26 protein-coding genes are annotated in these 25,817 nt (G+C 58.3%); 12 read left to right on the forward strand and 14 right to left on the reverse strand.

Annotation, left to right across the window (positions count from 1 at the left end; genetic code table 11):
- Positions 1 to 184: 184 nt before the first annotated feature.
- Positions 185 to 1,645 (forward strand): membrane-bound lytic murein transglycosylase MltF, encoded by a 1,461-nt coding sequence (gene mltF / locus KGB06_RS04125; RefSeq protein WP_223512038.1) that lies wholly within the window; start codon positions 185 to 187, stop codon positions 1,643 to 1,645.
- Positions 1,646 to 1,770: 125 nt separating this feature from the next.
- On the opposite strand, the gene pdxJ is transcribed toward mltF, so the two are convergent.
- The 8 genes from pdxJ to lptF form a co-directional block, all read right to left on the reverse strand.
- The gene (pdxJ, locus tag KGB06_RS04130) at positions 1,771 to 2,514 is read right to left on the reverse strand and encodes a pyridoxine 5'-phosphate synthase (RefSeq protein WP_223512040.1); all 744 of its coding nucleotides are present in this window, start codon (positions 2,512 to 2,514) and stop codon (positions 1,771 to 1,773) included.
- A 43-nt stretch (positions 2,515 to 2,557) separates the two neighbouring features.
- Positions 2,558 to 3,244: a DNA repair protein RecO gene (gene recO / locus KGB06_RS04135; protein ID WP_223512042.1), complete on the reverse strand. Its 687-nt coding sequence runs from the start codon at positions 3,242 to 3,244 to the stop codon at positions 2,558 to 2,560.
- A gap of 173 nt (positions 3,245 to 3,417) precedes the next feature.
- Positions 3,418 to 4,320: a GTPase Era gene (gene era, locus KGB06_RS04140; RefSeq protein ID WP_007944847.1), complete on the reverse strand. Its 903-nt coding sequence runs from the start codon at positions 4,318 to 4,320 to the stop codon at positions 3,418 to 3,420.
- Positions 4,313 to 5,002 carry a ribonuclease III gene (gene rnc / locus KGB06_RS04145; RefSeq protein WP_027924885.1) on the reverse strand — a complete coding sequence of 230 codons (690 nt, stop codon included), beginning with the start codon at positions 5,000 to 5,002 and terminating at the stop codon, positions 4,313 to 4,315. The genes era and rnc overlap by 8 nt, the downstream gene beginning before the upstream one ends.
- A 184-nt stretch (positions 5,003 to 5,186) precedes the next feature.
- Entirely contained in the window at positions 5,187 to 6,041 is an 855-nt protein-coding gene (gene lepB, locus KGB06_RS04150) for a signal peptidase I (RefSeq protein ID WP_223512044.1), read from the reverse strand.
- A 5-nt stretch (positions 6,042 to 6,046) separates the two neighbouring features.
- Positions 6,047 to 7,846: a translation elongation factor 4 gene (gene lepA, locus KGB06_RS04155; RefSeq protein WP_223512046.1), complete on the reverse strand. Its 1,800-nt coding sequence runs from the start codon at positions 7,844 to 7,846 to the stop codon at positions 6,047 to 6,049.
- A 171-nt stretch (positions 7,847 to 8,017) separates the two neighbouring features.
- Entirely contained in the window at positions 8,018 to 9,079 is a 1,062-nt protein-coding gene (gene lptG, locus KGB06_RS04160; RefSeq protein WP_223512048.1) for an LPS export ABC transporter permease LptG, read from the reverse strand.
- Complete coding sequence (gene lptF / locus KGB06_RS04165) at positions 9,072 to 10,190, reverse strand: LPS export ABC transporter permease LptF (protein WP_223512050.1); 1,119 nt, start codon at positions 10,188 to 10,190, stop codon at positions 9,072 to 9,074. The genes lptG and lptF overlap by 8 nt, the downstream gene beginning before the upstream one ends.
- Positions 10,191 to 10,498: 308 nt before the next feature.
- On the opposite strand from lptF, the gene KGB06_RS04170 reads away from it, so the two are divergent.
- From KGB06_RS04170 to rlmF, 5 genes are all read left to right on the forward strand, one after another.
- Entirely contained in the window at positions 10,499 to 11,989 is a 1,491-nt protein-coding gene (locus KGB06_RS04170) for a leucyl aminopeptidase (protein WP_223512052.1), read from the forward strand.
- Between the two features lie 59 nt (positions 11,990 to 12,048).
- Positions 12,049 to 12,477: a DNA polymerase III subunit chi gene (locus KGB06_RS04175; RefSeq protein WP_223512054.1), complete on the forward strand. Its 429-nt coding sequence runs from the start codon at positions 12,049 to 12,051 to the stop codon at positions 12,475 to 12,477.
- 8 nt (positions 12,478 to 12,485) lie between these two features.
- Positions 12,486 to 12,875 carry a DNA polymerase III subunit chi gene (locus KGB06_RS04180; protein ID WP_223512055.1) on the forward strand — a complete coding sequence of 130 codons (390 nt, stop codon included), beginning with the start codon at positions 12,486 to 12,488 and terminating at the stop codon, positions 12,873 to 12,875.
- Between the two features lie 213 nt (positions 12,876 to 13,088).
- A complete protein-coding gene (locus KGB06_RS04185) occupies positions 13,089 to 15,935 on the forward strand; it encodes a valine--tRNA ligase (RefSeq protein WP_223512056.1) in 2,847 nt (948 codons plus the stop codon).
- A gap of 264 nt (positions 15,936 to 16,199) precedes the next feature.
- The gene (gene rlmF, locus KGB06_RS04190; protein WP_223512057.1) at positions 16,200 to 17,222 is read left to right on the forward strand and encodes a 23S rRNA (adenine(1618)-N(6))-methyltransferase RlmF; all 1,023 of its coding nucleotides are present in this window, start codon (positions 16,200 to 16,202) and stop codon (positions 17,220 to 17,222) included.
- 217 nt (positions 17,223 to 17,439) lie between these two features.
- On the opposite strand, the gene KGB06_RS04195 is transcribed toward rlmF, so the two are convergent.
- Positions 17,440 to 17,721, reverse strand: a complete 282-nt coding sequence (locus KGB06_RS04195) for an HU family DNA-binding protein (protein ID WP_007905514.1) — start codon at positions 17,719 to 17,721, stop codon at positions 17,440 to 17,442.
- 394 nt (positions 17,722 to 18,115) lie between these two features.
- Here KGB06_RS04195 and yejK point away from each other — a divergent pair, with 394 nt between their 5' ends.
- Together yejK and KGB06_RS04205 are read left to right on the forward strand one after the other, a co-directional pair.
- Positions 18,116 to 19,120: a nucleoid-associated protein YejK gene (yejK, locus tag KGB06_RS04200; protein WP_007944833.1), complete on the forward strand. Its 1,005-nt coding sequence runs from the start codon at positions 18,116 to 18,118 to the stop codon at positions 19,118 to 19,120.
- A complete protein-coding gene (locus tag KGB06_RS04205; protein WP_223512058.1) occupies positions 19,120 to 19,467 on the forward strand; it encodes a glutaredoxin family protein in 348 nt (115 codons plus the stop codon). The genes yejK and KGB06_RS04205 overlap by 1 nt, the downstream gene beginning before the upstream one ends.
- Positions 19,468 to 19,577: 110 nt before the next feature.
- On the opposite strand, the gene KGB06_RS04210 is transcribed toward KGB06_RS04205, so the two are convergent.
- Positions 19,578 to 20,513 carry a glutathione S-transferase family protein gene (locus tag KGB06_RS04210; RefSeq protein WP_223512059.1) on the reverse strand — a complete coding sequence of 312 codons (936 nt, stop codon included), beginning with the start codon at positions 20,511 to 20,513 and terminating at the stop codon, positions 19,578 to 19,580.
- Positions 20,514 to 20,796: 283 nt separating this feature from the next.
- Here KGB06_RS04210 and KGB06_RS04215 point away from each other — a divergent pair, with 283 nt between their 5' ends.
- Both KGB06_RS04215 and KGB06_RS04220 read left to right on the forward strand, forming a co-directional pair.
- Positions 20,797 to 21,252, forward strand: a complete 456-nt coding sequence (locus KGB06_RS04215; protein ID WP_223512060.1) for a Panacea domain-containing protein — start codon at positions 20,797 to 20,799, stop codon at positions 21,250 to 21,252.
- A gap of 6 nt (positions 21,253 to 21,258) precedes the next feature.
- The gene (locus tag KGB06_RS04220; protein WP_223512061.1) at positions 21,259 to 21,705 is read left to right on the forward strand and encodes a hypothetical protein; all 447 of its coding nucleotides are present in this window, start codon (positions 21,259 to 21,261) and stop codon (positions 21,703 to 21,705) included.
- Between the two features lie 96 nt (positions 21,706 to 21,801).
- Here KGB06_RS04220 and KGB06_RS04225 read toward each other — a convergent pair whose 3' ends face one another.
- The 4 genes from KGB06_RS04225 to KGB06_RS04240 all read right to left on the reverse strand — a co-directional run bounded on the left by KGB06_RS04225 (position 21,802) and on the right by KGB06_RS04240 (position 24,706).
- Entirely contained in the window at positions 21,802 to 22,122 is a 321-nt protein-coding gene (locus KGB06_RS04225; RefSeq protein WP_223512062.1) for a GIY-YIG nuclease family protein, read from the reverse strand.
- Between the two features lie 39 nt (positions 22,123 to 22,161).
- On the reverse strand, positions 22,162 to 22,632 hold the full coding sequence (locus tag KGB06_RS04230; RefSeq protein ID WP_223512064.1) for a nuclear transport factor 2 family protein: 471 nt from the start codon (positions 22,630 to 22,632) through the stop codon (positions 22,162 to 22,164).
- A 114-nt stretch (positions 22,633 to 22,746) separates the two neighbouring features.
- Positions 22,747 to 24,057, reverse strand: coding sequence for a CynX/NimT family MFS transporter (locus KGB06_RS04235; RefSeq protein ID WP_223512066.1), 1,311 nt, complete (start codon positions 24,055 to 24,057; stop codon positions 22,747 to 22,749).
- Complete coding sequence (locus KGB06_RS04240) at positions 24,047 to 24,706, reverse strand: FadR/GntR family transcriptional regulator (protein WP_223512068.1); 660 nt, start codon at positions 24,704 to 24,706, stop codon at positions 24,047 to 24,049. The genes KGB06_RS04235 and KGB06_RS04240 overlap by 11 nt, the downstream gene beginning before the upstream one ends.
- 166 nt (positions 24,707 to 24,872) lie before the next feature.
- Between KGB06_RS04240 and KGB06_RS04245 the strand changes: the two genes are divergently transcribed.
- Both KGB06_RS04245 and KGB06_RS04250 read left to right on the forward strand, forming a co-directional pair.
- Complete coding sequence (locus KGB06_RS04245; RefSeq protein ID WP_223512070.1) at positions 24,873 to 25,184, forward strand: type II toxin-antitoxin system MqsR family toxin; 312 nt, start codon at positions 24,873 to 24,875, stop codon at positions 25,182 to 25,184.
- Positions 25,181 to 25,663, forward strand: coding sequence for a type II toxin-antitoxin system MqsA family antitoxin (locus KGB06_RS04250; protein WP_223512072.1), 483 nt, complete (start codon positions 25,181 to 25,183; stop codon positions 25,661 to 25,663). Before KGB06_RS04245 ends, KGB06_RS04250 begins: the two co-directional genes overlap by 4 nt.
- The last annotated feature ends 154 nt before the right edge of the window (positions 25,664 to 25,817 follow it).

Here is a 25,817-nt window from a genome sequence, read left to right on the forward strand (position 1 = left end):
GCACCTGGGTGGCGGACCGCAGATCCGGGCCTGAAAACGGCACTCAAAAAGGGTTATTTTTTCCGCTCAAAAAATGCTGTCAAGGCCCATTCCTGCGGGCTCTGGAGAGCTTTTCAATTGCCTAGCAGACAAGCCCTTCTCTGTCGAGATATGGCGCTCGTGGTCCTTTGCGTATACTGCGCAGATGTTTTCCCCAACGGCTTTGCGTCCGCGGTACGCCAAATGGCTGATCGCAACCGGACTCTTCCTGCTGCTCAATGGCTGTGTTGATAAACCCAACACACTGGAGCGCGTAAAGGAGGATGGCGTGCTGCGCGTGGTTACCCGAAACAGCCCCGCCACCTACTTTCAGGATCGCAACGGTGAAACCGGATTCGAATACGAACTGGTGAAGCGCTTCGCCGACGATCTGGGGGTGGAACTCAAGATCGAGACTGCCGACAACCTCGACGACCTGTACAGCCAGGTTGGCAAGCCTAACGGCCCGGTATTGGCTGCGGCCGGCCTGGTTGGCAGCGAAGAACGTAAAAAGCAGGTCAGGTTTTCTCACTCCTACCTGGAAGTCACCCCACAGATCATCTACCGCAACGGCCAATCGCGGCCGACCGACGCGGGTGATCTGGTCGGCAAGAAGATCATGGTGCTCAAAGGCAGCACCCACGCCGAACAGTTGGCAGAGCTGAAAAAGAAATACCCGGGCATTGAGTATGAAGAATCCGACGCGGTTGAAGTCGTCGACCTGCTGCGCATGGTCGATGAAGGCCAGATCGATCTGACCCTCGTCGACTCCAACGAAGTCGCGATGAACCAGGTGTACTTCACCAACATACGGGTCGCCTTCGACCTCGGCGACGCCAGCAACCAGAGCTGGGCCGTAGCCGCTGGCGAAGACAACAGCCTGCTCAACGAAATCAACGACTACCTCGACAAGGTGCAGAAAAACGGCACCCTGCAACGCCTCAAAGACCGCTACTACGGGCATGTCGACGTTCTCGGCTACATGGGCGCCACCACTTTCGCCCAGCACTTGCAGCAGCGCCTGCCCAAGTACGAACAGCACTTCAAGTCATACGCCAAGAAAGAAAAAGTCGACTGGCGCCTGCTGGCCGCCATCGGTTATCAGGAATCGTTGTGGCAACCGGCGGTCACGTCCAAGACCGGCGTGCGCGGCCTGATGATGCTGACCCAGAACACCGCGCAGGCGATGGGTGTGTCCAACCGCCTCGACCCCAAGCAAAGCATCATGGGTGGGGCCAAGTACCTGGCCTATATCAAGGATCAACTGGACGAGTCGATTCAGGAGCCGGATCGCACCTGGTTTGCCCTGGCCGCTTACAACGTCGGCACCGGTCACCTGGATGACGCGCGCAAACTGGCGACGAAGGAAGGACTGAACCCGGACAAGTGGCTGGACGTGAAGAAAATGCTGCCGCGCCTGTCAGAGAAAAAGTGGTACAGCAAGACGCGTTATGGCTACGCCCGGGGCGGCGAGCCGGTGCATTTCGTGGCGAACATCCGTCGTTACTACGACATCCTGACGTGGGTCACGCAGCCACAGCTTGAAGGCGACCAGGTGGCCGAAGGCAATCTGCATGTGCCGGGGATCGACAAGTCGAAACCGGCTCAAGAACCCGCGCCGCTCTAAAACCCACCACCAATACACTGTGGGAGCGAGCCTGCTCGCGATGAGGCCATTACATTCAACATCAGTGTTGAATGTCAGACCGCCATCGCGAGCAGGCTCACTCCCACATTTGCTTCGTGTTGGCTTTAGTCTTTTGCGGCGGCCAGAATCAGCGCTTTCATTTCAGACACCGCCGACTTGAAGCCGACAAACAACGCATGCGCCACCAGCGCATGGCCGATGTTCAGTTCATTGATGCCTTTGATTGCCGCCACCGCTTCCACGTTGTGGTAGTGCAGTCCGTGCCCGGCGTTGACGATCAACCCCTGAGCCAAGCCAAACGCGACACCGTCGGCTACACGCTTGAGCTCTTCAGCCACATCCGTCGGCGTCTCGGCATCGGCGTAACGACCGGTGTGCAGTTCGATAGCCGGCGCCCCCACACGACGGGACGCTTCAATCTGCCGCTCATCCGCGTCGATGAACAGCGAGACTTCACAACCAATCTTCGACAAGCGATCTACGGCGGCTTTGATCCGCGCTTCCTGCCCTGCCACGTCCAGGCCTCCTTCAGTGGTCAGTTCCTGACGGGTTTCCGGGACCAGGCAAATGTGCGCCGGGCGGATGCGCTCAGCGAACACCATCATTTCTTCGGTGACACCCATTTCGAAGTTCATGCGGGTTTGCAGCACGTCCTTGAGCAACAGAACGTCGCGTTCCTGGATGTGCCGACGGTCTTCGCGCAAATGCACGGTGATGCCGTCAGCGCCCGCCTCTTCCGCGTCCAGTGCTGCCTTGACCGGATCCGGATAGCGAGTGCCCCGGGCCTGACGCAGGGTGGCAACGTGGTCGATGTTCACGCCAAGAAGAATGCGATTGCTGGTGGTCACGGAAGCGCTCCTGAAGAGGGGAAAGTTCGGAGCACAGCATACCCTATGGCTTTCGAAACAACTCTCGGGAAACCAACGGACGACCACCCAGATGCACAGCCAATGCTTGACGCATCAGACGCTTGGCGGCGGACAACGCCCCGGTCGCAGTCCAGTCGGCATCGGCCATGGCCAACAGCTCGGCACCATTGAACAGTCCGGGTTGCAGCAGATAGACCTGCTCCAGACCAGCATCCACCTGCAAACGGTAGAGACCGTCCGGGGCGATGGGCTCGCCGTGGATGTCCGTGGTCAGAGCAAAGCCGTAACCGAGGTCGTCCAGCAAGCGCCATTCGAAAGAGCGCAACAACGGCTCCAGCGGACGGCCTTCGGCCAGTGCGAGCAAGGTGGCGGCATAGTGGTCGAACACGGCGGGGTGCGGGTCTTCGGAGGGCAACAGACGGATCAGCAGTTCATTAAGGTAGAGACCGCTAAACAGCGCCTCACCACTGAGCCAGGTTGAAACACCGGCGGCTTCCATCCGCCCGACGTTCTTCAATTCACCGCGCCCCCGGAACTCGACTTCCAGGGGTACGAACGGCCGCGCCAATGTCCCGGCCTTACCCCGCGCACTGCGCAACACCGCCCGCAGCCGACCTTGTGGCGTGAGGAAATCGACCAACGCGCTGTTTTCGCGGTAGGCGCGACTGTGGAGCACGTAGGCGGGTTGGGCGGTAGGGGTTTGAGACATGGAAGTCAGGGTACTCAATGGCAGCGCGCAGTCTTGCATACAACCCAAAACAATGTGGGAGCGAGCCTGCTCGCGAAAGCGGTGTGACAGTCAACATCAATGCTGAATGTTACAACCTCTTCGCGAGCAGACTCGCTCCCACAAGGGTTTTTCAGTGTATCGGGAGCCGGGGTTTACAGGTCGCCGTAACCCAACGAACGCAATGCGCGCTCGTCATCGGACCAGCCGCCTTTCACTTTAACCCAAAGGTTGAGCATGATCTTGGAGTCGAACAGCAGCTCCATGTCCTTGCGCGCCTCAGTGCCGATACGCTTGATGCGTTCGCCCTTGTCGCCAATGATGATTTTCTTCTGGCCGTCACGTTCAACGAGGATCAAGGCATGGATGTGCAGGGTTTTGCCCTGCTGCTTGAACTCTTCGATTTCCACGGTGATCTGGTACGGCAACTCAGCGCCCATCTGGCGCATGATTTTCTCACGCACCAGTTCAGCGGCGAGGAAGCGGCTGCTGCGGTCGGTGATCTGGTCTTCCGGGAAGAAGTGATCGTTCTCCGGCAGGTAACCGGCAATCACACGTTCCAGTGCTTCGAGGTTGTGCCCGTGCTGGGCCGAAATCGGCATGATCTGCGCGTTCGGCAGCTGCTCCTGCAACCAGGTCAGGTGCGGCATCAATTCGGCTTTGTCTTCGATGCGATCAGTCTTGTTCAGCGCCACGATCAACGGACCGGTCACGTACTGGACGCGCTCGAGGACCATCTGGTCTTCGTCAGTCCACTTGGTGCGGTCAACGACGAAGATCACCACGTCAACGTCTTTCAACGCCGCCGACGCAGTCTTGTTCATGTAGCGGTTCAGCGCTTTTTCGCCACCCTTGTGCATGCCCGGGGTATCGACGTAGATCGCCTGCACGGCACCTTCGGTCTTGATGCCCAGCATGTTGTGACGGGTGGTTTGCGGTTTGCGCGAGGTGATCGCCAGTTTCTGACCCAGGATGTGGTTCAGCAGCGTGGACTTGCCCACGTTGGGACGGCCGACGATGGCAACATAGCCACAGCGAGTTGCAGTTGAATCAGTCATTGCCATTCTCCACACCCAGGGCAATCAGTGCTGCGGCGGCCGCTACCTGTTCGGCAATACGACGACTCACACCCTGACCTCGGCTTTTTTCATTCAGTAAGGTGATTTCACATTCGACGAAGAACGTCCGGCAATGCGGCTCACCCTGGATATCCACCACTTCGTAACGTGGCAGCTCACAACCACGCGATTGCAGAAATTCCTGCAGGCGTGTTTTTGGATCTTTGTTGGTGTCGACCAATGTCAGGCCTTCGAACTCACCGGCCAGCCAGGCCAGCACGCGTTCGCGCGCCATGTCCATGCCGGCATCGAGGTAGATCGCACCAATCAGCGCTTCCAGGGCATCGGCCAGAATCGACTCGCGACGAAAACCGCCGCTTTTCAGTTCACCGGAGCCCAGGCGCAGGTAGTCGCCCAGATCAAAACCGCGGGCCAGTACGGCCAGGGTCTCGCCTTTCACCAGGCGCGCGCGCAAACGCGACAACTGGCCTTCACGCGCCAGCGGGAAGCGATCGAACAGCGCCTCGCCAGCGACGAAATTAAGGATGGCATCACCGAGGAATTCCAGGCGTTCGTTGTTACGCCCGGCAAAGCTGCGGTGAGTCAGGGCCAGGACCATCAGTTCCTGATCCTTGAAGGTGTAGCCGAGCTGACGCTCGAGACGGCTTAAGGAGACGCTCACGGTTTACCCACGCTGAGTTCGTGGTTGGATTCCACCGCCATCGCCGAGAGTCGACGCAGGCCTGGGACAATTAACGCTGTGTTCAAAAATAACGTCCTGAATATCATTGGCTTCATGCTTGCGGTACCGATTGTGTCGGTTCCAGAAAAGCATTCGGCGCTGTGTTCAACAGCGCCGTGTGTGATTACTTGATCAGGCCAACCCGCGAGAAATTCGGCAGGTGACTGAGTTTAGGTTCCGGCCAGCTCATCCAGACTGCGAAGGCCTTGCCGACGATATTCTTGTCGGGAACCATGCCCAGCAGATCTTTGGGAATACTTGGATCATCCCAAAAGCGACTGTCGTTGGAGTTGTCGCGGTTGTCACCCATCATGAAGTAGTGCCCGGCCGGCACGGTCCACGAATGATCCGGGGTCGCGCGATAGCGGCTCATTTCCTTGCGGATCAGGTGCTCGGCAGCGCCGAGTTTTTCCTTGTAGAGCTCAGCACTGCCCAACGTGCCCGGCTCGGAGCCGACCATCTGTTCAGCAATCGACTCGCCGTTGACGAACAGACGCTTGTCAGCGGTATAACGAATCTTGTCACCCGGCAGGCCCACGACTCGCTTGATGTAGTTGACGTTCGGATCGCTCGGGTAGCGGAACACCATCACATCGCCGCGTTGTGGATCACCCACTTCGATGACTTTCTTGTCGATTACCGGCAGGCGGATCCCGTAAGAAAACTTGTTCACCAAAATGAAGTCGCCAACATCCAGGGTCGGTTTCATCGAGCCGGAAGGAATCTGGAACGGTTCCACCAGGAACGAACGCAGGACCAGCACGATGAACAACACCGGGAAGAACGACTTGCCGTATTCGACCAGCAGCGGCTCTTTGTTCAGTTTCTCGACCACCACCACATCAGGCTGGCTGACGCTGCCCTGATAGGAGGCAATGGCAGCACGCCGACGCGGTGCCAGAAAAACCAGATCGAGCAACGCCAACAGGCCGCAGACGAACACGGCGATGACCAGCAACAGCGGGAAATTTAGTGACATAGGACCTAACTATCCAACCTGAGCACTGCAAGGAAGGCTTCTTGTGGAATTTCCACGTTGCCGACTTGCTTCATGCGTTTTTTACCGGCCTTTTGCTTTTCAAGCAGTTTCTTCTTACGGCTAACGTCACCGCCGTAGCATTTGGCCAATACGTTCTTTCTGAGTGCCTTGACGGAGGTTCGCGCAATGATCTGCCCGCCAATGGCGGCCTGGATCGCGACGTCGAACATCTGGCGCGGAATCAGTTCTTTCATCTTCTCGGTCAACTGGCGACCTTTGTAGTGCGCGTTATCCTTGTGCACGATCAGCGCCAGGGCGTCGACCTTGTCACCGTTGATCAGCACGTCCAGTTTCACCAGACTAGCCGATTGATAACGGTCGAAATGGTAATCCAGCGAAGCATAACCACGACTGGTCGATTTCAGACGGTCGAAGAAGTCCAGGACCACTTCGTTCATCGGCAAATCGTAGGTCACCTGGACCTGGGAACCGAGGAACAACATGTCGTGTTGCACGCCACGTTTTTCGATACACAGGGTAATGACGTTGCCCAAGTGCTCTTGCGGCACAAGAATATTGGCCCGCACGATCGGCTCACGCATGTCTTCGATCGAGGACAGGTCCGGAAGCTTCGACGGGTTATCGACGTAAATCGTTTCGCCGGTTTTCAGCAACAGCTCAAAAATTACTGTCGGCGCTGTGGTGATCAGGTCCAGGTCGTACTCGCGCTCCAGGCGCTCCTGGATGATTTCCATGTGCAGCATGCCGAGGAATCCGCAACGGAAACCGAAGCCCAGGGCGTCGGAGCTTTCCGGGGTGTACTGCAGGGACGAGTCATTGAGCGTGAGCTTTTGCAGGGCCTCACGGAAGTCTTCGAAGTCGTCGGAGCTGACCGGGAACAGACCGGCGTAGACCTGCGGCTGAATGCGCTTGAACCCTGGCAGCACGTCGACGTCTGGCGTCGAGCTCAAGGTCAGGGTATCGCCCACTGGCGCACCGTGAATGTCCTTGATGCTGGCAATGATGAAGCCCACTTCACCGGCCTTCAGGTCAGCGGTAGGGGTGTGTTTCGGGTTGAATACACCGACGCTGTCCACCAGGTGGATCTTGCCGGTGGATTTGACCAGGATCTTGTCGCCCTTCTTCACACGACCGTGGCGCACGCGTACCAGGGAAACAACGCCCAGGTAGTTGTCGAACCACGAGTCGATGATCAACGCTTGCAGCGGATCTTCGTAGTTGCCGGTCGGTGCAGGGATGGTGGCGACCAGGCGCTCGAGCACTTCATCGACGCCCAGACCGGTCTTGGCAGAGCACTCGACCGCGTCGGTGGCATCGATGCCGATGATTTTTTCGATTTCTTCTTTAACGCGGTCCGGATCGGCCTGTGGCAGGTCGATCTTGTTCAGGACCGGCATGACTTCCAGGCCCTGCTCGATCGCCGTGTAGCAGTTGGCAACCGACTGCGCTTCAACGCCCTGACCGGCATCGACCACCAGCAAAGCACCCTCACAGGCCGCCAGCGACCGGCTGACTTCGTAGGTGAAGTCAACGTGGCCGGGGGTGTCAATGAAGTTCAGCTGGTACTTGATGCCATCGCGAGCGGTGTAATAAAGGGTGACGCTGTGGGCCTTGATGGTGATCCCGCGTTCACGCTCCAGGTCCATGGAGTCCAGCACCTGGGCTTCCATTTCGCGCTCGGCAAGGCCGCCGCACATCTGGATGAATCGATCAGCCAGCGTCGACTTGCCATGGTCAATGTGGGCGATGATGGAGAAATTGCGGATATGACTCAAATCACTCACGGATCAACACTCAAAAAGGCTGCAGGCATAGCCCGCCGAAAAATAGCCGGGAATTGTACCTGATCCACGGCGCAAGCGTCACGTTTGCAGGTCAGACGGCAGGTACAAAAACGCCCCGGTCTTGCGACAGGGGCGTTTTGAGTGACCGGCAAGGCCAGGAAAAACCCTGAATCAGCCGGCGCGGCGCAACAGCCAGACACCGGCCAGGGCACAAACACCAGCCGGAATGAGTACCGCAAACAGCGGCGAGAAACCGAACACCAGGCTCGATGGCCCCAGCAAATCCTGAACGATACGGAAGGTGAAGCCCACCAGAACGCCGGTGAACACACGCTGGCCGAGGGTCACGGAGCGCAAGGGACCAAAGATAAAGGAAATCGCCATCAGTACCAGCGCGGCAGTTACCAGAGGCTGCAACACCTTGACCCAAAACGCCAGCCAGTAGCGGCCATTGCTCAGGTCCTGGTCAGCCAGATAGTGGATGTAACTCCACAGACCGCTGATTGACAGCGACTCAGGCGCCATTACCACGGTGTCCAGCAACTGAGGGCTCAGGGCAATTTCCCAGCGTTCGACGGGAGTGATGACCACTTCGGTGCTCTTGTCATGGAACACCGTGGTCGTGACGTCGCTGAGTTGCCAGTGATCCTTGTCGAACTCGGCACGCTTGGCAAAGCTTGACGACAGCATGTGTCGCTCTTTGTCGAAGCGATAGCGGGTCACGCCATACAGAAGTCCGTTGGGCTGCACGGAGTTGACGTGAATGAACTCGTCACCCTGGCGGTGCCAAAGGCCGTGTTTGGCGGTTTGCGCTTCGCCGCTGCCCTGAGCCAGCGAGCGATTGGCCTGAGCAGTGACCTCGGTGGCCGGCGCAACGTATTCGCCGATCAGCACCCCCACTAACATCAGGATCAGCATCGGCTTCATGACCGCCCAGACGATTCGACCGATCGACACGCCGGCGGCGCGCATGATGGTCAGCTCACTGTTGCTGGCCAGACTGCCGAGGCCAATCAGGCATCCGATCAGTGCCGCCATTGGCAACATGTCGTAAAGACGGCGCGGGGCCGTCAGCAAGACGTAACTGGACGCATCTAACAGGGTATAGGTGTCGCTGACTTCGCTCATCTCGTCGATGAAGGCGAACAGCGTCGCCAGGCCGAGAATGATCCCCAGTACCGCCAGGATTGCCGTAAATACGCTGCTACCGATGTAGCGATCGAGCTTAACCACGAGCCACCTCCAGTGCACTGCGGCGACTCGCCATTTTCAAGCGCAACGGCTCCCAGTAAAGCAGCCCGAGACCGATGATCAGGAACAACCCATGAACCCACCATAACCCCAGGGCAGGCGGGATCTTGCCCTTATCGAGGGCGCCGCGGGCGGCAATCAGGATGGTCAGGTAAAGCATATAAAGAAGAATCGCCGGCAGCAGCTTGAGGAAACGGCCCTGGCGCGGGTTGACCCGCGACAACGGCACCGCCATCAGGGTCACGATGAACACCAGCAACGGCAAGGACAGACGCCATTGCAGTTCAGCGCGCAGGCGAGTGTCGTTGCTGTCGATCAAGGAAAGGGTGCTCATTGCATCACGATCAGTCACTTCGTCACTGACATCCGGCTTTGGCAGCAATACCCCGTACTCGTCGTATTTGATCGCCCGATAGTCGGCCTGCCCTGGATTACCGTCATATCGATAACCGTTGTCGAGAATCAGGTAGCGGTTGCCGTCCGGACGAATTTCCTGGCGACCCTTCTCGGCCACCAGCACGGAAATCCCGCGATCTTTCTGGTCGGAGTTAATATTTTTTTGCGAAATGAACACACCCGCCAGATTGATGCGGTCATCGGTCAGTTGCTCGGTATAGGTCACCCGAGTCCCGTCACGCAACGCCTGGAAGCGACCCGGCTCCAGGGTATCGAACTCGGTGAGCGCATCCTGTTTGTTCAGCAGCAGCTGAAACTGATTGGCACCTTGTGGCGCCAGGCTAAGGCTCAGCCAGGCCACGACCAGCGCAACCAGCGTGGCCGGAAACAGGGTAATGACAAACAAACGCTGCTGGCTCATACCGGTGGCCGACAGCACGGTCATTTCGCTTTCGAGGTACAGGCGACCGTACGCCAGCAGGATCCCGAGAAACAGGCCCAGTGGCAGGATCAGTTGCAGGAAACCCGGCAGACGGAAGCCCATGATCAGGAACAGCGAACCCGGATCCAGCAGGCCCGCGGCCGCCTGGGCAAGGTATTTGATGAAGCGACCGCTCATGATGATGACCAGCAGCACGGCGCTGACTGCGCTCAAGGTCAACAGGACTTCGCGGGACAGATATCGGAAGACGATCAAACCAGAGACTCCAGGGTTGTCAGGCTTAGGCGGCCAAACAAGCAAACGTATCAGACAGCCCGCAGGGCAGAGCTGCCGAAAAAGATGGCGCATTATCCTGTGATTGGGTGCACCTGTCACTGCGCATACTCAAGCTGGCGGTCAATGCACTGAAGATCGTACAACCGAGGGTTGTCAGGCGCAGGGAGCGAGGTTCAAACTGCGGCCTTTGTCGTGGGCCGTGACCTGCGTCTTTCTATTTATATAAGCAAGCGTCTGTGCGTCGCCGTTTTGCCCACGCACGTTGACCATTATTCAGGGACCCGGACATGGAACTGGTTGTAAAAAGCGTTAGCCCAGAAACGTTGAAGACCGCCACTCTGGTCGTCGCCGTCGGCGAAGGCCGCAAGCTCGGCGCCGTGGCCAAACAACTGGACGAACTGAGTGGCGGCGCCATCAGTGCAGTGCTCAAGCGCGGCGACCTCGCCGGCAAGGTTGGCCAGAGTCTGTTGCTGCATAGCTTGCCGAACCTCAAGGCTGAACGCGTTCTGCTGGTAGGCGTGGGCAAGGACGAAGAACTCGGCGACCGCCCGTTCCGCAAAATCATTGCCGGCGTACTCAACACCCTCAAAGGCCTGGGCGGCAGCGATGCGGTACTGGCGCTGGATGAAGTCGTGGTCAAAGGCCGCGACAGCTATGGCAAAACCCGCCTGCTGGCGGAAACCCTGGTGGACGGCGAATACACCTTCGACCAGTTCAAGAGCCAGAAAGCCGAACCTCGCACCCTGAAGAAAGTCACCCTGCTGACCATCAAGGCTGCACAGGCTGAAGTCGAGCGCGCCGTGGCCCACGCCTCCGCTATCGCCAACGGCATGGCCTTTACCCGCAACCTGGGCAATCTGCCGCCGAACATCTGCCACCCGACATTCCTCGGCGAACAAGCGAAGAACCTCGGTAAAGAATTCAAAACCCTGAAAGTCGAAGTCCTTGACGAGAAGAAGATCAAGGATCTGGGCATGGGCTCGTTCTACGCCGTAGGCCAGGGCAGCGCCCAGCCGCCGCGCCTGATCGTCATGCAATACAACGGTGGCAAGAAATCCGAGAAGCCGTACGCACTGGTCGGCAAAGGCATCACCTTTGATACCGGCGGCATCAGCCTGAAGCCGGGCGCCGGCATGGATGAAATGAAGTACGACATGGGCGGCGCTGCCAGCGTGTTCGGCACCCTGCTTGCCGTGCTTGAGCTGAAACTGCCGATCAACCTGGTGTGCATCCTGGCCTGTGCCGAGAACATGCCAAGCGGCAACGCTTCGCGCCCGGGCGACATCGTCACCACCATGAGTGGCCAGACCGTGGAAATCCTCAACACCGACGCCGAAGGCCGTCTGGTGCTGTGCGATGCCCTGACCTACTCCGAGCGTTTCAAGCCGCAAGCCGTGATCGATATTGCCACCCTGACCGGCGCTTGCGTCGTAGCCTTGGGTTCCCACACTTCGGGCCTGCTGGGCAACAACGATGAACTGATCGGCCAACTGCTGAGCGCCGGCCAAACGGCTGACGACCGCGCCTGGCAACTGCCGTTGTTCGACGAATACCAGGAGCAACTGGACAGCCCGTTCGCCGACATCGCCAACATTGGCGGCCCGAAAGCCGGCACCATCACCGCCGCCTGCTTCCTGTCGCGCTTCACCAAGAACCTGAACTGGGCGCACCTGGACATCGCCGGTACCGCATGGACCAGCGGCGGCAAAGACAAGGGCGCCACTGGCCGTCCTGTGCCATTGCTGACCCAATACTTGCTGGACCGCGCCAAAGCCTGAAACCGATGACCTGGGCGGCGTCACTTTCGGGTGACGCCGTTTCTGGCTCAGGAACCGCAATGACAAAAGTCGACTTCTACATCCTGCCCAGCGCCGATCCTTCGGCACGGCTGGATTTCGCCTGCAAGCTCACCGAAAAAGCCTGGCGTATGGGCCACCGCATTTACCTGCATTGCAGCGATGCCGCCCAGCGACAGGATCTCGATGCCCGCTTGTGGGCCTTCAAGGGCGAAAGCTTCGTGCCTCATGGCCCCGCCGAAAGCGAACCAGACGGTCTGATCGTCCTGGGTCTTGGCGATGACTGCGGTCAGCACCAGGATTTGCTGGTCAATCTCGACCTGAAAGTCCCGACATTTGCCAAACAATTCGCCCGCGTGGCGGAAGTGGTAGTAGAAGATCCGACGATTCGTGCGGCTGCGCGGGAGAGTTTCCGTTTCTACCGCGAACAGGGCTATCCTCTGCAAGACCACCGTTTACAGCGACTCTGAGCATTCCGATGGACACTCCGAAACCGCAACAACAGTCCGCGCACTTACTGGACGACCTCGAGTCGATCCGCCAACTGCTCGGCGATGACAACCTGCAACCACCGCTGCTGACCGACACGGTCATCGACAGTGACCAGGAACAGATTCCCATGTTGTTCGAGGCTGTCGGCAATGCGCCGCAGCCGGTCGAACCGACACCGCAGCCCGCTGCTGCCGCGCAACCCTCGCCGGAACCCGGCAAAGGCCCCGACGCCCTGCTGCATCTGGACAGCGAACTGCGCGCCGCCGCGATGCTGATCATGCAAGACGTGATCGACGACTTCGCACCGCATATTGAAACCGAAATCAAACGCCGGCTGGATGCGCGGATGGAGCGGTTGCTAAGTCAATACGAATAACCCCCCTACCCTGTGGGAGCGAGCCTGCTCGCGATAGCATCACCTCAATTTCCTGGCAGACCGAGGTGCCGCCATCGCGAGCAGGCTCGCTCCCACAGTAGATCAGCGCTGTATTTGATACAGCGCCCTGTCCGCACCTGCTCGCCCTACGCCCCACGCCCCGCTATACTTGCCGGCTTTTCCTGAACAAATGCCAATAGGGTCCCGCCGCGCATGGATAAGACCTACCAGCCGCACGCCATTGAAGCTTCCTGGTACAACACCTGGGAGTCAGAGAATTACTTCGCCCCGCAAGGCGCGGGCGAGTCCTACACCATCATGATCCCGCCGCCGAACGTCACCGGCAGCCTGCACATGGGTCACGGTTTCAACAACGCGATCATGGACGCCCTGATCCGTTTCCGCCGCATGCAGGGTCGCAACACCCTGTGGCAGCCGGGCACCGACCACGCCGGTATCGCCACGCAAATGCTGGTGGAGCGTCAACTCGAAGCCAAAGGCCAGAGCCGCCACGACCTGGGTCGCGAGAAGTTTCTTGAGAAGATCTGGGAATGGAAAGATGAATCCGGCGGCAACATCAGCCGTCAGATCCGTCGCCTCGGCTCGTCCGTAGACTGGAGCCGCGAGCGCTTCACCATGGATGACGGCCTCTCGGAATCCGTAAAAGAAGCTTTCGTGCGCCTGCATGAAGACGGCCTGATCTACCGCGGCAAGCGCCTGGTCAACTGGGACACCAAGCTGCACACGGCGATTTCCGACCTTGAAGTGGAAAACCACGACGAGAAAGGTTTCCTGTGGAACCTCAAGTATCCGCTAGCCGACGACGTAAAAACCGCGGAAGGCAATGACTACCTGATCGTCGCGACCACTCGCCCGGAAACCATGCTCGGCGACGCCGCCGTGGCCGTGAACCCGAACGACGAACGCTACAAAGCCCTGATCGGCAAATTTGTCGAGCTGCCGCTGGTCGGCCGCCGTATCCCGATCATCGCCGACGATTACTGCGACCCTGAATTCGGCACCGGTTGCGTGAAAATCACCCCGGCCCACGATTTCAACGACTACGAAGTCGGCAAGCGCCACAACCTGCCGCTGCTGAACATCTTCGACAAGAATGCTGTCGTGCTGCCAGCCTGCCAGGTGTTCAACCTCGACGGCACGCTCAACGAAAGCATCGACGGCAAGATCCCGGCTGAATACGCCGGCCTCGACCGTTTCGAAGCCCGTAAACAAATTGTTGCTGCATTCGAAGCCGCCGGCCTTCTGGTCAGCGTCAATGATCACGCGCTGAAAGTGCCGAAAGGCGACCGCTCCGGGACCATTATCGAGCCATGGCTGACCGACCAGTGGTACGTGTCGACCAAACCTTTGGCCGAGCCTGCAATTGCTGCCGTTGAAGACGGCCGCATCCAGTTCGTGCCAAAACAGTACGAAAACATGTATTTCTCGTGGATGCGCGATATCCAGGATTGGTGCATCAGCCGGCAGTTGTGGTGGGGCCACCGGATTCCGGCTTGGTACGACGAGTCGGGCAAAGTCTACGTCGGTCGCGACGAAGCCGAAGTGCGTGCCAAGAACAACCTCGGCCCGGACGTTGCGCTGCAACAGGACAACGACGTTCTCGACACCTGGTTCAGTTCGGGCCTGTGGACCTTCTCCACGCTTGGCTGGCCTGAGCAGACCGAATTCCTGAAGAAATTCCACTCCACCGACGTGCTGGTTACCGGTTTCGACATCATTTTCTTCTGGGTTGCCCGGATGATCATGCTCACCATGCACTTGGTGAAGAACGAAGACGGCACACCGCAGGTTCCGTTCAAGACCGTTTATGTGCACGGCTTGGTGCGTGATGGCCTGGGCCAGAAGATGTCCAAGTCCAAGGGCAACGTCCTGGACCCGCTGGACATCATCGACGGCATCGAACTGGAAGATCTGGTGCAGAAACGCACCTCCGGCATGATGCAGCCGAAACTGGCGAAGAAGATCGAGAAGCAGACCCGCGACGAGTTCGCCGACGGCATCGCCAGTTACGGCACCGACGCCCTGCGCTTCACCTTCTGCTCGCTGGCGTCCACCGGTCGTGACATCAAGTTCGACATGGGCCGCGTCGAAGGCTATCGCAACTTCTGCAACAAGATCTGGAACGCCGCGCGTTATGTTCTGGACAAGGGCGAAGACTGCGGCCAGAACGGCGAAGCCTACGAACTGTCCCTGGCGGATCGCTGGATCATCTCGCAGCTGCAACGCACTGAAGCCGAAGTGACCCGTCAACTCGACCAGTTCCGTTTCGACCTGGCGGCACAAGCCTTGTACGAGTTCATCTGGAACCAGTATTGCGACTGGTACCTGGAACTGTCCAAGCCTGTACTGTGGGACGAAAACGCACCGGTCGAACGTCAGCGCGGCACCCGCCGTACGCTGGTTCGCGTACTGGAAGTGGCGTTGCGTCTGGCGCACCCGTTCATGCCGTTCATCACCGAAGAAATCTGGCAACGCATCGCGCCGCTGGCCGGAATCGAAGGCAAGACGATCATGCTGCAACCTTGGCCAGTGGCCAACGAAGCGCGCATTGATCAGGCCGCCGAAGACGACATCGAATGGCTCAAGGGCCTGATGCTAGGCACGCGCAACATCCGTGGCGAAATGAACATCGGTCCCGGCAAGCCGCTGAACCTTTTCCTGAAAAACGTCAGTGCCGAAGACCAGCGTCGCCTCACCGAGAACGAAGCCCTGCTGAAGAAGCTGGCTCGCCTCGAATCGATCACGGTGTTGGCTGCCGGTGAAGAAGCACCGCTGTCCGCCACCGCACTGGTTGGCGAGATGGAAGTGCTGGTGCCGATGGCCGGCCTGATCGACAAGGACGCCGAACTGGCGCGCCTGGACAAGGAAATCCTGCGCTTGCAGGGTGAAGTCCAGCGCGTGGGTGGCAAGCTGTCCAACGCTGGTTTCGTGGACAAGGCCCCGGCTGAAGTCATCGAGAAAGAACGCGCCAAACTGGCTGAAGCCGAACAGGCTTTGGGCAAGCTGGCCGAGCAACATGCGCGGATTGCCAGCCTGTAACGGCAAATCGCAATAGAAACGGGAGGCCCAGGTGGCCTCCTTTTTTATGCCCGGTACTTTATAACTAACAACGACAATCCCTGTAGGAGCCGAGCTTGCTCTCGATGGCGGCTGAACATTCGACATTGATGTAGCCTGAGCGTCCGCCATCGCGAGCAAGCTCGGCTCCCACAGGGATCTGTGTCGCTTCTGATATTGCGTTCCCAAGAGCTGGATGTGGGACAATACCCGCCACTTTTAGCCATACCCGAATCGACAACGCCCATGAACGCCCCCCGCACACCAAGACCTGCGCGCAAAAAGCCTGACACCGCCACCCCGGCCAAAGCCGTGGAACCGCGTGAAAAGGCCAGCCTGCACCCGCGCAACCGCCATCAGGGTCGCTACGACTTCCCGGCACTGATCAAAACCACGCCGGAACTGGCGAAGTTCGTGATCATCAACCCGTACGGCAAGGAAAGCATCGACTTCGCCAGCCCCGACGCGGTGCGCGTGTTCAACCGGGCGTTGCTCAAGTCGTTTTACGGTATCGCGCACTGGGACATCCCGGCTGATTACCTCTGCCCGCCCGTTCCTGGTCGTGCCGACTACGTGCACTTCCTCGCCGACCTGCTGGCCAGCGTCAACGATGGCGAAATCCCTCGCGGCGCGCCGGTCAAGGTGCTCGACATCGGCATGGGCGCCAACTGCGTCTATCCGCTGATCGGCTACAGCGACTACCGCTGGCACTTCCTCGGCTCGGAAATCGACCCGACGGCCGTCGCTGCCGCCAAAGCCATCGTGCAGTCCAACGGACTGAACAAAGCCATCCAGCTGCGCCAGCAAACCAACCCCAAGCACATTCTGCTGGGCCTGCTGGAACCGGGTGAACGCTTTGACCTGACCATGTGCAACCCGCCGTTCCACGCCTCGATGGACGAAGCGACCAAGGGCAGCGAGCGTAAATGGCGTGCTCTGGGCCGTGCCGACCCGAAACGCAAACTGCCAGTGCTGAACTTCGGCGGTCAATCGGCGGAGTTGTGGTGCGAAGGTGGCGAAGCGCGGTTTGTCACGCAATTGATCGCCGAAAGTGCGAGTTTCCAGCACAAAGTGCTGTGGTTCAGCACATTGGTGTCGAAAGCCTCAAACCTGCCTGCGATCCAGACGGCGCTGAAAAAAGCCGGCGTACTGGAAAGCCAGGTAGTAGAAATGTCCCAGGGTCAGAAGCAGAGCCGCTTCGTTGCCTGGACGTTCCAGACCAAATCCGAGCAGCAGGTCTGGCGCGAGCGCTGGGTTAAAAAAAGCTGAGTAACTGACCGCCACAGATCAACTGTAGGAGTGAGACCGGCTTGCCGGCGATCGCGGTACATCAGTCGACATCATCGTTAACTGACACGCAGCCATCGCCGGCAAGCCGGTCTCACTCCTACATTGACTTAGTGGTGTTGCAGCTCTCATTGGTAAATCGCAGGCACAAAAAAACCGTGCCCGGATTGCTCCGGAGCACGGTTTTTTTTAACAAGTCTTACTTGTTAACAGCGTCAGTCAGGCCTTTTGCCACAACCAGCTTGATAACTTTCTTGGCAGCGATTTCGATGGCAGCGCCAGTCGAAGGGTTACGGCCAGTACGGGCAGGACGTTCAGTCACTTTCAGTTTGCCGATACCTGGCAGAGTGATTTCGCCGCCGTTTTCCAGCTGATCAGCAACGATTTGGCCCAGTTGGTCCAGAGCGTTACGCGCGGTGGTTTTTGGCGCGTCGATAGCTTCAGCGATGTCGGCGATCAGTTGGTCTTTAGTAAGAGCCATGTAGTGTTCCTTCCCTATCAAATTCATATGGATTGCAGAGTGCAGTGTCAGCCATCGAGCCCGATCTTCTGGATCTGGCACCCTCGGCCAATAACCACTGGATCGGGGTTATAGATACCGAAATCAGGGTTTGGTTCGACCTGACAAATGCTGAATGCACGCTTAACGCAGTGACTTCGCGTAAGACGGGGCAAAACTAGCACAGAGACGGGGAAATATCCGCCTCTAGCTACCCATTTGGTCAGCTTTATTGCTCTAAATCGGGAAAAAAACGCATAAGCACCGTCGGTCGCCCGGGATTTGCCCTTCATGCCGCGCCAAAACCAGTGGTTGCGGTACACTTGGCACTTTTTCGGGGAGCACGCCCTCCTCTCTTCATTCAGCCGAGAAGCCCATGCCGATCCGTCATTGCATCGTCCACCTGATCGACAAAAAACCCGACGGCACGCCAGCAGTTCTTCACGCCCGCGACTCCGAACTGGCCGAGTCGAGTGCCATCGAGAACATGCTTGCCGACCTCAACGAGAGTTACAACGCCAAACAAGGCAAGGCCTGGGGATTTTTCCATGCCGAATCAGGGGCGCACCCGTTCAGCGGCTGGCTGAAGGAGTACTTCGAGGGCGGCAAGGATTTCACGGCGTTCAGCCGGGTAGCGGTGGAACATCTGCAAAAGCTGATGGAAGAGTCGAACCTCTCAGTGGGCGGCCACGTGCTGTTCGCGCATTACCAGCAGGGCATGACCGATTACCTGGCCATCGCGCTCCTGCACCACAGTGAAGGCGTCGCAGTGACCGATCAACTGGACGTGACCCCGTCCCGGCACCTGGATTTGGGCCAGTTGCACCTGGCGGCTCGGATCAACGTTTCCGAGTGGCAGAACAACAAGCAGTCCAAGCAGTACATTTCGTTCATCAAAGGCAAGAACGGGAAAAAGGTTTCGGAGTATTTCCGCGACTTCATCGGTTGTCAGGAAGGTGTCGACGGCCCCGGCGAAACCCGCACGCTGCTCAAGGCGTTCAGCGACTTCGTTGAAAGCGAAGACCTGCCGGAAGAGTCCGCCCGCGAGAAAACCAAAACCCTGGTCGATTACGCCAGCAGCCAGGCCAAGCTCGGCGAGCCCATGGGCCTGGAAGAACTCTCGGAGCTGATCGACGAAGAACGCCCGAAAGCGTTCTACGACCACATCCGCAACAAGGATTACGGCCTGTCCCCGGAAATTCCGGCGGACAAACGCACCCTGAATCAATTCCGTCGCTTCACTGGCCGCGCCGAAGGCCTGTCTATCAGCTTTGAAGCGCACCTGTTGGGCTCGAAGATCGAGTACGACGAAGAAGCTGGCACGCTGATCATCAAGGGCCTGCCGACGCAGTTGACCGATCAGCTCAAGCGACGCAATTGATGCTGAACGGCATCCTGAAGAAATTCCTGCTGATCTTGCTGGTGGTTGTGGTTTATCAGAACTGGGGCAAGATCGAGCGGGTGTTCAACCCTTCACAAGTGGTGTCAGAGCAGACACAGGCCAAGGCCAGCGTCGTGCTCTACGCGACGGACTGGTGCGGCTACTGCAAACTGACCCGGCGTTTTCTCGATCAGAAAGGCATTCCGTACAAGGAATTCGATATCGAGAAAGATGCCGAGGCACGAAAGGCTTATGAAGCGCTGGGTGGTGGCGGGATTCCGATCATCGACGTGAACGGCACGCTGATGCGCGGGTATGACCCGGACGCAATCCTCGCAGCCCTGTAGGAGCCGGGCTTGCCCGCGATGGCCGCGACCCGGTGTAAACGTCACACCGTGTAATCGTTCATCGCGGGCAAGTCGGATCGCCGCACCGCATGCTCCTACAAGGGTGGGGGTCAGTGTTTTTCGATGCGGAACCCGAATCGCGGAAAGTGCACATGCACCACGCCGCCGCGCTCGTCTTCACGGCGCAGAATCAGTTCTTCGCTGCCCGCGAACAGCAACTCGCCCGCCACCGGATCAACGCCATAATCGGTTGCGGCGATCACCACCTGCTGGCCAGACTCAAAACCATTCGGCTCGTCGAACTGTTCATCCGGCAACGCTGCTGGCGTGGCTTTGCGCGCCACTTCCAGCGCCTCCTCGGACGCCATCTCGCTGGACGCACCATGCCCAAAGCCCATCACCCGACCCAACCAGGCCGACACGGCCGGATAGGCGTCAACCAGCGGTGAAGTCACCGGCGTCGCTTTGAGGAACCACAATGGATGGGCCAGTGCGAAGTCAGCAATCGACGGCTCGCCAAACAGGAAGTCACCCTGCTCACGCTGAAGTTGCTGCTCCAGCCGCGCCATGATCGTTGGCCATTGATGCTTCGCCTGCTCGACGGACAACTTGGTAGCGCTGCCACCGCTGAACAGTCCAGCGCGGTCGGCGAGGAACGCCTTGATCGCTTCTGGCGGCAAATTGCCGAAGCGCACAGCGATCGATTCCGGCTGAAATACCAGGCTGACTGCATGTTGGAACACCACCGAATCAGCCCAGGCAGCGAAGGTCGCGGCAATCATTTCTTGACCTTCCGGGAAAAACGCGGGCAAGGCTTTTTCCTGCTCAAGGCGACGGGCAATCAACGACGTGTCGCAATAGATATCCGCGCCAATCTGCAACACAGGCGTTTTGCGGTAGCCGCCAGTCAGGGCTGTCAGATCGGGCTTGGGCATCACCGGCGAGATTTTCACCGAGCGCCAGGACAGACCTTTGAAACCCAACAGCAGGCGGGCCTTTTCGGCAAAAGGGGACGTCGGGTAATGATGGAGAATCAACTCAGACATGCTCGGCTCCGCCGCACGGACTAGGAATCCGCAGCTTAGCGCGCAATCGGCAAGCGGCCTACAGATCTGCCTGATGGGCATTTATCAGTCAGGTTGATAAGCCCGCAGTGGCGCTCGCCACCAGACATTCCTTGGCGCAGCGAGACACAAGATCAGGCATTTGACTGCCTCGATACATGTCAGCCATCGGCCAACCACTGTACATATAGACATATAGGTTTACATCCGGCACATTTCGCCTCCGTTGTTATAATTTGGGTCTACAAACCCAAGGAGATTGAAAATGCCTGCTCAACACATCCCGGTCCGGGCTGTCGATGTAGCGGCCGCCATTCAGGAACGGATGGGGGAAATGACAGCAATGAAGCTTCAAAAACTTGTTTACTACAGTCAGGCTTGGTCACTTGTATGGGATGAGGCTCCACTCATAACGGAGCAGGTGCAGGCGTGGGCAAATGGCCCCGTAATTCCTGAGCTCTACACCGCTCATCGAGGTCTTTACTCAGTCGCACCAGGCCAGATCGAAGGCGACTCGGGCAAACTCGACAAGGACCAACTTGAAACTATTGATGCCGTGTTACAGCACTACGGTGACAAGCACTCTCAATGGCTAAGCGACCTCACACACGCAGAAGACCCGTGGAAAAATGCCCGCCAACAAGCAGGCTTGACTGACGGTGCGCGAGGCAACGTTGAAATCAGCCAAGCGGCTATGGCTGAGTATTACAGCTCTCTGTGAGGCTTTATGGCGAAGGGATCGCAAAAAAAGGTACCAAAAACCCGCGCAGCTCCAGCTTTCGACAAACCTGCAAAGCACCCCCACTCACGAGAGATGCCAATATCCAGCATTTCCTGGCGTTTTAGTCGCATCGACAAGGGCGGTCCTTTTTCATGGTCTGATCTCGCAGAACCCGCTGACTACAAAGCAGTAATGGAACGTTTGCACTGCTTTGAAACGATGTGCGCTCGGGAGATACGAGAAAGCGGGTCGCATGACATCGATATTGTTGATTTGTCGAAAGAAGCACGACATCGACTCCAAGAAATCCAACAAGACGACATTGACTCTCTGATGTCGTTTCGCATCACCGGAGCAAAACGAGTTTTTTGTATTCGAGAGCGTGAAGTCATGCGCGTTCTTTGGTATGACCCGGACCACCAAGTCTGCCCTTCACTTAAAAAACACACTTGAACTATGCTCGTTCGGAGTTTTGGGCGCTCGCATGCTAGCAACTGCATCCTCATCTGAGTGCATCACTTCGAAACACTCACAATATTGATCAACGTATCAGATAGATAAGCCCGTAGCAGCACTCGCGACCAGACACTCCTTGGCGCTTTTCTTGAGTTTTTTGATCAGGCGCTCCTGACGCAGCGCTTCACTTTTGTCGCGGCAGACTTCGGTGTACACCAGGGCCACGGCAGGGCTGGAGAGGAAAAACCGCGCGCCCTTGCCGCTCTGGTGAGTGGCGAATCGGCGCACGGGATCGTCGCTGATCCCGCAATAGAGCGAGCCATTGGCCGCGCGCACCAGGTAGACGAACCAGGGTTTGCTGACGGGCAGCGCGGGTTCGGCGGCAATGTCGGAAGATTCGCTCAGGGTGTTCACGTGACGATCAAGGCGTGTAGGAAACAAGCCGCGATCTTATCAGCGACTGGCCTGGAATGCCTTCAGCCCCTTCAGAGCTTGAGCGCGAACGGCGTTTCTGACCAGGGGCGTCCACCCCAGAACCAGACCTTTGAAACCCAGAGCCTGCCGGGACCAAGTCCACAGGTCGAAGCTATCGTGATGCTCGCAAATCTTGCCATCGCGAAACACGAAACGTGCCTGAATGTCGTTGACCACAATGTTGCCAGTCTGGCTGAACAGATAGGTGGCAACCCAGTGAGCGCCGCCGGTGCGCTCGTCAGCTCGCACATTGTCGAAGGTCAGGGAAAAATCCTTGGCCCGGGTGGTGAGCATGCGCCACATGTCGCCGGCATCGCGGCCGCGCAGTTCGCCGAACGCCGGATCACTGAACACCACATCGTCGGTGTAGCAGGCGCTCATGGCTTCGGCATCCAGGCGCTGGAACGCTTGATAGAACCGGGTGATCAATGCGCTGTGGGCATCACTCATGGGCAGACTCCCTGTGCTTGCAAAAATGACTTCGAAAGATTGCCTGCACGATAGTCTGCAACGGCGCGGAACACTATCGGCATTCGTGGGCCGAATACCGACAGTGTGGGGACATCAGACTTTTTCGCTTTCGACTTGAACGTACAGCGAACGTCCGGCGCCGAGGCCGGCGATGATTGCACTGAGGCCGATAACGCCGAAGATCCAGCCCACCGCCGTCCAGCCGCCGGTCCAGTCATGCACGATACCGACCGCGAACGGCCCCATCGATGCCAGGGTGTAGCCGAAGCCCTGGGCCATGCTCGACAGGTTGGCCGCGACATGTGAGTCCCGCGAACGGAGCACGATCAGGGTCAACGCCAGACTGAACGTAGCGCCCTGCCCCAGCCCCAGCAGAATCGCCCAGCCCCACAGGCCTTCAATCGGCGCATAAAGACAGCCGAACAGTCCGCCGAGGGTCAACAACATGACCACGACAATGGCCAACCGCTGATCCTTGCCGCGTGTCGCCAGCCAAGGCGCCACGAGTGAACTGGCCAGCTGGACGATCACCGAACCGGACAACACCAGACCGGCTTGAGTCGGTGTCAGACCGCGACCAATCAGGATCGACGGTAACCAGCCAAACACGATGTACGCCAGGGACGATTGCAGGCCCATGTACAACGTCACTTGCCAGGCCAGCGGATCGCGCAGCAGCCCGCGAACCCGATACGCAACGTTGTGTGCGCCATGTTTCTGGCCACCCACTTGCGGCAACCAGAAGATCGCCGCGACCAGCGCCGGCAGTACCCAGAAGCCCAGCCCCATGGCCCAGCTCTGGTCGAAATGCTCACTCAACGGCACGGTGGCGCCGGCGGCCATCGCGGCGCCCAGGCACAACGCCATGGTGTAGACACCGGTCATGGTCCCGGCCTGTTTCGGGAAGTCGCGCTTGACGATGCCCGGTAACAACACACCGATCACACCGATGCTCGCACCGGCCAGTACGCTGCCGGCAAACAAGCCGATCTCGCCGAACGAACTGCGCAAAATGATCCCACCCGCCAGTGTCAGCAGAATCCCCAACACCACACGCTCGGCGCCAAAACGGCGCGCCAGCACGGGTGCCAGTGGCGCGAACAGGCCGAGGCAGAGCACCGGCAATGTCGTCAGTAAACCGGCCTGGGCTGCCGACAATCCGAGGGTCTTTGAGATCTCGCTGAGCATCGGCGCCATGCTCGACAGTGCCGGGCGCAGGTTCAACGCCACCAAAATCAGGCCCAGCAACAACAGCCATGGCCGGCGCAGCAGCGGGTGGCTCTGCTGGACCTGTTCGTCATCGGCCTCGGCGTCGATCAGCAGCTCTTCGAGCTCCGCCGTGCGCTTGGGCTGAGTGAGGTTGCGATCGCTGCTGGACATGGATTTCTCGGTTTCAAGGTTCATTGATCAACTGCCTCGACAAGGCTTTGGCCCGTTCCGGGTCCCGTTGCTCGACGGCATCCAGCAGTTCGATGTGCAGGTCGAACACTTCCTGGCGCCGCGGGGTGATGTTCAAGGTCTGGCGCAATTGCGCGCCGATGAAGCTGGAGAAATAGCGATACAACTCGCTCAGTGTCGGATTGTGCGCGGCATCCACCAAACGGCGGTGGAACACCAGGTCGCAGGCGATGTAGCTGTCGAGATCGCCGTGGTAGTGGCTGCCGCTGACACCCAACGCTTCGCGCAAGGCAACCAGGTCTTCGTCTGTCCGGCGCAGTGCCGCGAGGCCGATGGCTTCGACTTCAAGGATGTGCCGCGTCTCTCGGGCCTGCTCGTGGGAGCAACGAGACAAGGCTTTCATGGTGTCCAGCGGATCGATGACGGCCCGCAGGTAGCTGCCGTCGCCCTGACGGATTTCGATCAAGCCTGAAAATGCCAACACGCGCATGGCTTCACGCACGGTATTGCGGCTGATGCCCAGCTCGGTCGCCAGTTCCGGTTCGGTGGGTAGACGTTGGCCGACGACCCAGACGCCTTGCGTGATGCGAAGGCGTAGCTGGTCCAGCGCTTGGTCGACCAAGGATCGCTTGGTCAATGGAGAAATGTCTGACATGTGATTCGCCCTTTCATCCAATCATAGGATGAATTTTCTGACATGTTAGTCAGCTACCTGTAGGACGGCAACCGCCTACGGTCAGAGAGAAGGAAATGGAGCGGGATTTTCGATTAGTCAAAATTACCCTTTAAGGGTAATTTCAGGGATAGGCGCAAGATTTCTTATGGAGAAGAACACGCCCCATTACAACCTGACGGTGATCAAGGACGATGTCAGGCGGCTTGGGAAAAATGCATTTACCGCAACCGCGCGGAAAAACGGCCGAGACCTGGGTTTAAGCCTCCAGGAAATGCAGGAAGTCGTTTTCGAATTACACGGCAGGATGTTGTACAAATCGATGACAACCTATAGCGATCATCGGATTTGGCAAGACGTGTACCACATCACTTCGCACGATTTGGAGATTTACATCAAGGTCACTTATTGCTCAGGCGGTGAACCTCCGGTGATCTCCTTCAAGGAGAAAAACCCATGAACACTAAACAATGCTTCAGTTGCGGGGCATCTGAGGGAATGCGGCACTTCGAAGGTCGCGGTGAAACCATGAGCGTGAAAGGAATGGAGCGCCGGATTGATGATTTGTCTGGATGGGAGTGCCAGGCATGCGGGGAAGTCATACTCGACCCCGGCTGCTCGGAGCGCTATTCGGATGCCGGCGACGAGTTAGTCCTCGCCGGCAGACAAATGATCGGCAACGAGATGAAGCGCATCCGCCGCAAACTGCACCTGTCGCAAAAAGAAGCGGTTCTGCTTTTGTCCGGAGGCGGACATAACGCGTTTTCTCGTTACGAGCGCGGCGAACTGCTTCCACCTAAAGCATTGATGGTGCTGATGCGCTTGCTTGATCGCTACCCGCATTTGCTCACCGATGCGCGAAGTTTGGGCGAAGGCGCAGACTTGAGAGGTTTCAAGGACATCGTTCACAAAGAACATGAAACGCTCACTGTGTCCTGAACAGCACACACAAAAAACCCGGCACAACAGACTGTGTGAAAACCTAGCAATCTGCCTGGCGATCAAAGAAAATGCTCCGCATCGAAAGATACGGAGCATTTTTCGTTATGGCCTACATCCAGGGACAGTCCCGTACCCAGACCAGTTTGTTCCC

This window comes from Pseudomonas sp. GL-B-19, from assembly GCF_019956415.1.
In the GTDB taxonomy this organism is placed as follows: domain Bacteria; phylum Pseudomonadota; class Gammaproteobacteria; order Pseudomonadales; family Pseudomonadaceae; genus Aquipseudomonas.